Consider the following 8,107-nt stretch of genomic DNA (forward strand, 5'->3'; position numbering starts at 1 on the left):
AACTACTGGGTCTGGAGTCCACGAAAAAAGAGGCGTTGGCGTTACAGGAGGAATATCTGGCAGGTTTAGATGCTGGCAAAACCTACAGTCCGTGGTTTGGCCTGGAAGGCCAATTCTACATGAACATAACGGAAAAGCTCCAATGGCAGCACCATCCGTTTCTCGAGTATCCGGTCTGGGAAAAGGGGTTCCGGCGTATTTACACCCAGAAGTCCTACTGTTACCGGCCTGGCCATTGGTTGGTGCTCAAACTCCGGGACAATAAGGCCGGCAGGGAGGTGCGGGATAAGGTAAAGGCAACTTTTCCAGAGGAAAGAATGGGGACCAATGTCCCTATGCCGCTGGAGTCGGAAATGATTCTTAAACTGCGCACGGTAAAATACTGGCTTCACTGTTACTCATACTGGCAGATACAAGCTGATCCGAAACCGAATTTGCTCCATGGTGCGTACGCAGCAGCCGAGGAGATTTTGCAACACTGCCCCCATCTATATATCGGTGATGATGTTTACATCTGGGAGGAGATGGCGCGGTATTGGGAGGACTTGAAGGAACTGAATAATGCTGCCCGCTGCCTGTTGAATCAAGCCCAGCTGCAACCAGGGAAAACAGAGGCCTGGTTAAACCTGGGGGCGATGTACTATGGTGCAAGTTTGTATGGACCTGCTGCTGCGGCCTACCTGCGTGGATTAAGATTCGATCCCGATGATTGCTATATCAAACACAATTTGAACAATATCATCGAAGACAAATTTGCAGTTGCCAAGGCGCGCGTGTATTTTAACCAATGCTTAGAGGAGGACCCGGATCCGTTTAATTTCCTTATCGCCGGAGACTTCCATTGCCTGATCGGAAAATATGATGCTGCGGCTCGAATATACCGGAAGGGAGCGAGGGTGGCGGATTCTGGCAACCGGGCTAAGCTGCGTTGCTTAACAGAACTAGCGGAAATCTACTTTGCAAAAAATGATTACGCCCAGGCCGAGATAGCAGTGGATCAAGCGCTGTCAGTTTGGCCCGATGATGATGTGGCCCTGGAGTTAGCGGTAAAGCTAGAGCTTGCTAATGGAAACAATGTCGAGCTAAAAGAATATGCCCGCAGATTGGTGCGGGTTCAACCTAACTCGGTGGTGGGTCAAAGAGCCCTGGCCCGTTGCTTGCTAGCCCTAGGTGAAGCAAAGGAAGCGAAGCAGCACGCGATGAAGGTTAAGAAGATTACCCAGGAAATGAGCAGTTAATTACTATGAAACCGCCTCTGTTGGGGGGGCGGTTTCATCAAAAAGAATCAAGCTAAATCAAACTTTTCTACACTTTGGTGGTAACGGCTTCAGCCGCTGAGTGAGCCTCAACCAATATTCGCTAAATTACCCAGTATGGTATTATAGAAGTAGAATGTTGGAGGAGGACTGGCGTTGTGGAACTGAGTCTAAGAGAAATTCAGGCCGCGGCAGGGGCTATTGGCCTTAAGGTGGAAGACGGCAGCCTGTTGGGTAAGGGGGCAGCCAACATGGTGTATGCCCTGGATTCCCGTCATGTGTTGCGAGTGCTCTACAGCGAGGATTCGGCGGACCGAGAATGCTTTTTGAAGGAGATGGAGGTTTACCGGGTGCTCACCGAGAATCCTGCTCTACTGCTTCCTAGAGTGCTCCATTGGGAGGTAACTGGCCGCCCTTGGGCAATAATGCGCAGGGTAAAGGGCCTCCCCCTTTTGAACTTATGGCAAACCATGAAGCCAAACATAAGGGTAGAATTGCTCAAGCAATTGGCTAACCAGCTTCGACTGATCCACGGTTATAACTTTGATGAATTCGAGCTTTCGGAGAAATACCTGTTGGACTGGCCGCTAGTCATGGCCGAAAAGCGAGACTTTGTAATTAAACTAACAACCCGGCCAGACTTTCCTCAATTGGAACCTACTCTGATGCAGTGGCTGCTTGCCTGCCTGGATGAGGAGCCACAAGAAGCAGTTTATCAACCGGTGCTTCTCCACCGGGATATGCATATGGAGCATATATTTGCTCAAGGGACTAATCTTACTGGGATTATCGACTGGGGCTGGTCGGCTTTTGGCCCATGGGAATACGATCTCCGCCATCTGGTTCTGGAGCTGAGCTTGAAGGACATGGAGCTGTTTCTAAATGAGTATGGAGTAGATGAAAAGTTTTCTATCCGGAAAATACAGAAGTATGCAGTTTTGGCTTGGTTCGAGGGGATGGAGCATGCCATTGAGCATAATGTCCCAAAACTACAAGAGTGGCTTATCCGGTCTTGTGTAAAATTGATGGAATTTGGCGAGTAAACAAATTTAGGATATAAGAGCCTTATCCCAGTTGAATAAAGAATTAATTAAAGAGGGGGTTAGTATGTTAAACAAAGCAATATCGATAGCTGCGCTGGCTCATGCCGGGCAGGTTGATAAGGGCCATTCTCCTTATATCCTTCATCCGTTACGGGTCATGCTGGCCATGAATACAGAACTTGAGCGAGTTTGCGCAGTGCTCCACGATGTAATCGAGGATTCAACTGTCACCTTGGATGACTTACGTCAAGAGAAGTTTTCGGAAGAAGTTATCGAAACTCTGAGTGTTTTAACTAAACGTCAGAACGAAGATTATGACGCCTTTATTGACAGGGTCCTGATGAATGAAACTGCCTGCAGAGTGAAATTGGCAGATATTGAAGACAACATGGATTTGAACAGAATACCTAATCCTGGAGAAAAAGACAGGGCGAGACTGAAAAAATATAAGGCTGCTAAAGAGCGAATTGAGGACAGATTACAAATGTAGTTCTGCTCATCTGACCCAAAACGGATGTGCTTGTGCTTATTAGCCCTTCTCAAATTTTTGGGGTGAACAGCTCCGTAGTAAGGAAGAGCTGTATAAGGGCAGGGCAAGCGGCAGTTGCAGACAGTAATGCTTAACTCGTGTGTTTTAATGCTCTGAGATGAATGGTCTCATGTATTTATGGAGTCCCCGGAAAATCTGGGGACTCTTGCATTGGTTCCGGGGTATAAGCCCGGGATTTTCTTGTTTTGTGGGGCTTTTTCACTTGAGCTTGTGTTTTGACTTGGTTAAATCTGGGGGCGATGTACAATAGAGCTAGATTGTATGGACCTGCTTCAGTGGCCTACCTGCGCGGATTGAAATCCGCGACAGCATTAGCCAGATTTTTGGCCACGAATACGCCCATCTGTGGTTCTACCTACTTAACTTTGATGAGACATTAAAACGCTATAACAAATTTCATACCTGCACAGCGATTACTGACAGGTTTACCGCTTTTTTTGAAGGGTTTGCCGAACATTTGCAGATTGTTACCCGGGATATGAGCAGCATTGAGTATGAGCGCGGCATAGACAACGAGATTTGGGATCATGCAATGGATGTCAATGCTTGGCTCTGTTATCGGGATGAACAACTGCGTTATCATGGGGTGAAAAATAATCGCTTTGTCTATCATACTGCCCTGCCGGAGCCAGCAGAGTTTGATTCTTATGCGGACCTGCATATCGCCCATATTGCATCATCGTCTTTTACCCCAGAGCGGGTTAAAAACGGCAGCCAAGTGATAGCGTCAGAAGGGGCAATCGCCTCGGTCTTTTACCATATCTATGAAAGTGAGTTATTTAAGAACCAGTACTGCTCTGATGAATTTTACCAACTTTTTGGAACAGCTGCGGGGCAGGTCAATCCAACCCAGAACTTGTACCTGAAAATTTTCCATGCCTTGGCCCAAACAGACCTAACAAGCTCCACCGCCTTCCTTGAGTTCATCAACAACTATGGCCAATGTTTCCCCGAGGAACGGGAGGGGATAATCAAGCTTTTCCTGGAGCTTACCCATTACACTACAGTCAGTGGTCGGGCTGCTGCAGTTTTTGGCAACCTGTACCGCATCGGTCGTCGAGGTCGCATGGAGGAATTCAAACAGGCATATCTTGAGGCCAGGAGCTTTAAAGACGCAATGCTCAAAGAAGTGCTGGCAGGAGAAAGAAACCTGGACCAGGCAGTTCATTCAGAAGAATGGGTCCAGAGTGAGAAGCTCATTCCGCCAGTGCCCTGGGAGGACACCATGATACCCTATGCATTTGACATGAATGCAGCCACCGAGGTAGACCTTCTGGCGCTGGAAGGAATGACTCTGGAAAAAGCTAGAGCAATGATTAAAGAGAGGCAATAGCATCAAATGTCAGTTTTGTGTCAACGCTTTGTTGGCAGGTTTATTCTTCATTATGTTGAATATAATGTCTCATTAAAACAAGATTGCGCTATTAGCATTACGTAAAAGTTCGATAACGAGGGTAGTAATTTGCAAGGGATGATTTGGAGGTAGAAGATTGTGCTAAAATTTCATAAATGCAGATGCGCGTGGGTGATTGCCCTGTTACTCCTTTTCACTACTGTGTTGTCTGGCTGTGGCGGAGAAGAAATGCTTGTTCCGGAAATGGTGTTGGTGAAAGCCGGCCAGTTTCAGATGGGCGATGAGGTGGGAGACCTGTGGGATGGATCGCGGCCAGTGCACACTGTAACCCTCACTTATGATTATTGGCTTGGCAAATATGAGTTGACCTTCGACGAGTACGATGAGTTCTGTGAGGCAACAGAAAGGCCCCCTGCCTATGACCACGGATGGGACAGAGGGCGGAGGCCAGTAATTTATGTGAACTGGCGAGATGCAATTGCCTATTGTAACTGGTTGAGCGAAGTGGAAGGGTTTCAGCCAGCATATAATCAGGCGGGCGAGCTCCTGGACTCTGATGGTAATGTAACAACTGACATCACCAAAGTGTCAGGCTACCGCCTGCCCACGGAAGCTGAATGGGAATATGCAGCATCCGGTGGCCATGAAGCTGACCCCGATGAGCCAAGGTTTTTGTTTGCCGGCAGTAATGATATTGACGAAGTGGCCTGGTATTTCAGCAACTCTGGCGAGTATATTTTTACTGGCGAATCTCTGGGTTATAATTATTCCAATCACGGGGCCTCCCATATCGAAGGAATGTCGACCCAGGAGGTGGGCCAAAAGAAACCGAACCAGCTGGGCATTTATGATATGAGCGGAAACGTGTGGGAGTGGTGTCACGATTGGTACGGGAATTATTCTGGTGAAGATAGGACCAATCCGATTGGGGCTTCGGATGGGCATACCCGTGTCATGCGAGGCGGCAGTTGGTTCTTTGGCGTCAACGACTGTCGGGTCGGGTGCAGGCTATACAGGAGCCCACATGATAAGCTTTTCCGCTTGGGTTTCCGGATTGCAAGAACGGCATCTTAATACGTATGTCCCGCTTTAGGGAAGCGGGGTTTTGCGTGTTAGGCGAGATATGGCAAACTATACTTGAGAGTCAAGACGATTGGGAAGGGGGAGGGTACTATGAAAGCTCATGTATGGAAAATTATCGCCATGATTGGGGCACTTATTCTAATAGTTAACATAATCTATTTCGGTGTTGAGATGCATAATATCAACAACCAAAATACCTGGTTCCTTCGCGAGATGCAGCTGCAGTTTGAAGATATGCCGGAAGAAACATACCAGGCAGCTTTGCCAACGTATATGAGTTTGGCAAAACACAGTGCTGTCAGCGGATTTGCTTACAGAATGATTTTTGTTGTCGGGGTCACAGTGTTGGGTGTTGGGTTGACCAAATACAGGGAACGGAATTTAGATAAACCTGTAACGCTCATTTTATTGAAAGTGTTATTCTTCTTTATGTATTTGATCGGTTTTGCGTTCGTTGGTAATCGAGTGCTGATGCTCTCAGGATTTGCAGTATTAGTAGCCAGTGTCTTTGTTTTTGTTTGTTCTCTGGTTTTGGCGCAAGTGACAGTTAATTATATCGCCCGTCCCATGGACTGAAAGTGCATGCGGAAACTAGGGCTGTACAGCAAAGTGCAAGAGATGTGGTATTTCTTGCACTTTTTCGTGTCTCACTATCCTTGCAGGCAGACTAACGATACTATCCAAGGTTGCAGCTCCATGGCCTGCTATGTTTTTTGTAGTTACTATCGGGCTATTGATACACTGGGCAGAAATAGAGCTAAAAGTAGTAACAATACTATGCAGGCAACGGCTAATTTTATGTGACTATTCTCAGTCAATGTAACAATCAACCCCTTTAAAATATACGACAGCTGTCGAAACCCTTAATACTCTTAGTGTAATTTTACAGGTTATTCCCCAGGGTAACCTAAAGCTAACCTAAAGTTTAGCTAAAGTTTACCTAAAGTTTGCAAAAACCTCCTAGCGCTCACGCCTTTTCTGTCTGTTATCCCGTGGTTTGGCGTTGTCGGGACCGGACGCGTCAGGTTCGTCGTTGCCGGGACCATTTTTAGGCACATCTTTGTGTTCTCGAATCGCTCTGTTGATCTCTCCGGCCGACTTGTTTAGCCATTCTTCAACATTTATATCTCCGGGGTCACCCGCATTTTCTTGAAGTCTTTCAACCAAGTGTAATTTCCCGGGACTAACGGCTAACTCTCTTGCGTGTTCATAGTCTGTTTTGCTAATAGTTAATGTAATAACTTCGGCATCTCGGTTATTGTTACTGAGCTTGTTTTGTATGCAATGTTTTAGTCTTACCGCCAGTGCGGAGGATTTTTGCTCCCGGGGCATTGAGGCAGTAATGAGAATGCTATTGGCTTCATCCGCAGAGATTAAATCCTGCTCAACTAATTTTTCTGTGGTCAGTGCAACCGCCCGGTCAATTGACTTGTTTTTTACGCTTAACAGGGCGAGTAAGTCCTCTCCAGCCGGGTTTATTGCTTGGGCAGCGATGACCCGGTCAAAAATATTAATTGAATATTCAATTGAAGGGTTAATATCAATAGTCACATATCCAGAAGGGGTAAAATAGGAAAGGACACCGACGATGACGAAAGCTAAAACAGCGGCAGCGCTAATGCCCAGCTTTAGTAGTGGTGAATTGGCTTGCTTCCGGGGTTGTAGGATTACAGTTTCGCCCACCCGATAATCTTTGGCTTTAACTTTTTGGACGTCACCATTCTCGGTGAGAACAGCTGCATGATTATCCTTCACCGCCAAGACGATCCCTTTCATTTTACTGCCCCTCTTCAATAAATTTAAGATATTCACTGAGAATCGGGTACGACCCGTCTAGGATTTCCACTGCCGTTATTATAAACTTTCGATGACGCTCCAAAAGTTTACGAGGTATGGTCAAACCTTTTTGTATTTCCTTTAACGGGAGCATTTTGGATTCTCTTAGCTTGTTAAGCTGGTCCTGGTTGCGTAACAGATACAAGACAGCTTTTGCGCACACTGCCCGGGTTTTTTTCGCTTTTGGGCTGGCGTTAATCAGGTCAAAGAAGGAGAATCCATACTCTTCAAGTGTTGTTGCCAGTGCCTGGATTTCTAAGTTTGCACTATCATCGGGAGTGATGGAGGTTTTTCGCAGAATTTGTAGGTTTACTGGAACGTTTTGTTCTTTAATGACATCATTACCAAAGTAAATTGGGTTAACCGCGGTCTCTGGATAGTATTTTGACTGTCCCTTTAGATAATCATGCAATCTTCTCTGGATTACCAAGCGCGCAAACGGAATAAACATGCCTTTGTCGCTTGAATAAGATTTTATCGCTTCATGAAATGCCAACAAAGAAACTGACCACTGGTCGTCACTTTTTGTGATAAATCGGCCCGTTACTTTATGGGCTGTCTGCAGTATGAAGGGTTCAAATTTGGAGATGAAAGAGTCGCAATATGCTCTATCTGACTGTGCCCTTACTGCATTGCCATCGATATCTTCCATACATGTGACCTCCAAACCAATTGATTCATAGTTAATCATCGGTATTATGTATGCGGTTTGGATTCCACGATATGTCCAACAATTAGAGATTATCCTTGTCTTGTCCACCCCAAAACAGTAGTTATTTGCTTCGAATGGTTAATAATGAAAAGAAAGGAGGTCTGTTGTATGAGGCGAGTGAAGTTTATCTGTTTTTTAATTGTTTTACTCAAGTTTCGCAGGTGTAAAACACCTGTAAACCCCTGACTTTATTGGCCTCAAAGGTGTACAAAAACACCCCTTGCTGGTAAAATGGAAGTGCTAAACCCCAACAACCAGCGAAAGGGTGTCCTT

Annotated in this window: 8 protein-coding genes; 6 read left to right on the top strand and 2 right to left on the bottom strand. The window is 46.1% G+C overall.

Features of this window, described 5'->3' with window-relative positions; translation table 11 throughout:
- From FH749_13995 to FH749_14020, 6 genes are all read left to right on the top strand, one after another.
- Positions 1–1,238 (top strand): hypothetical protein (locus tag FH749_13995; GenBank protein ID MTI96562.1); only part of this gene is annotated, 1,238 nt, incomplete at its 5' end.
- 176 nt (positions 1,239–1,414) lie between these two features.
- Positions 1,415–2,299 (top strand): aminoglycoside phosphotransferase family protein, encoded by an 885-nt coding sequence (locus FH749_14000; protein MTI96563.1) that lies wholly within the window; start codon positions 1,415–1,417, stop codon positions 2,297–2,299.
- Positions 2,300–2,363: 64 nt separating this feature from the next.
- A complete protein-coding gene (locus FH749_14005) occupies positions 2,364–2,789 on the top strand; it encodes an HD domain-containing protein (GenBank protein ID MTI96564.1) in 426 nt (141 codons plus the stop codon).
- A gap of 517 nt (positions 2,790–3,306) precedes the next feature.
- Positions 3,307–4,182, top strand: coding sequence for a hypothetical protein (locus FH749_14010; protein MTI96565.1), 876 nt, complete (start codon positions 3,307–3,309; stop codon positions 4,180–4,182).
- Positions 4,183–4,431: 249 nt separating this feature from the next.
- On the top strand, positions 4,432–5,277 hold the full coding sequence (locus tag FH749_14015) for a formylglycine-generating enzyme family protein (GenBank protein MTI96566.1): 846 nt from the start codon (positions 4,432–4,434) through the stop codon (positions 5,275–5,277).
- Positions 5,278–5,376: 99 nt separating this feature from the next.
- On the top strand, positions 5,377–5,862 hold the full coding sequence (locus tag FH749_14020) for a hypothetical protein (GenBank protein ID MTI96567.1): 486 nt from the start codon (positions 5,377–5,379) through the stop codon (positions 5,860–5,862).
- 384 nt (positions 5,863–6,246) lie between these two features.
- Here FH749_14020 and FH749_14025 read toward each other — a convergent pair whose 3' ends face one another.
- Both FH749_14025 and FH749_14030 read right to left on the bottom strand, forming a co-directional pair.
- On the bottom strand, positions 6,247–7,062 hold the full coding sequence (locus FH749_14025) for an anti-sigma factor domain-containing protein (GenBank protein ID MTI96568.1): 816 nt from the start codon (positions 7,060–7,062) through the stop codon (positions 6,247–6,249).
- A 1-nt stretch (position 7,063) separates the two neighbouring features.
- Positions 7,064–7,774, bottom strand: a complete 711-nt coding sequence (locus FH749_14030) for an RNA polymerase subunit sigma (protein MTI96569.1) — start codon at positions 7,772–7,774, stop codon at positions 7,064–7,066.
- Positions 7,775–8,107 lie beyond the last annotated feature (333 nt).

Source organism: Bacillota bacterium, assembly GCA_009711825.1.
Taxonomy (GTDB): Bacteria; Bacillota; Proteinivoracia; order UBA4975; family VEMY01; genus VEMY01.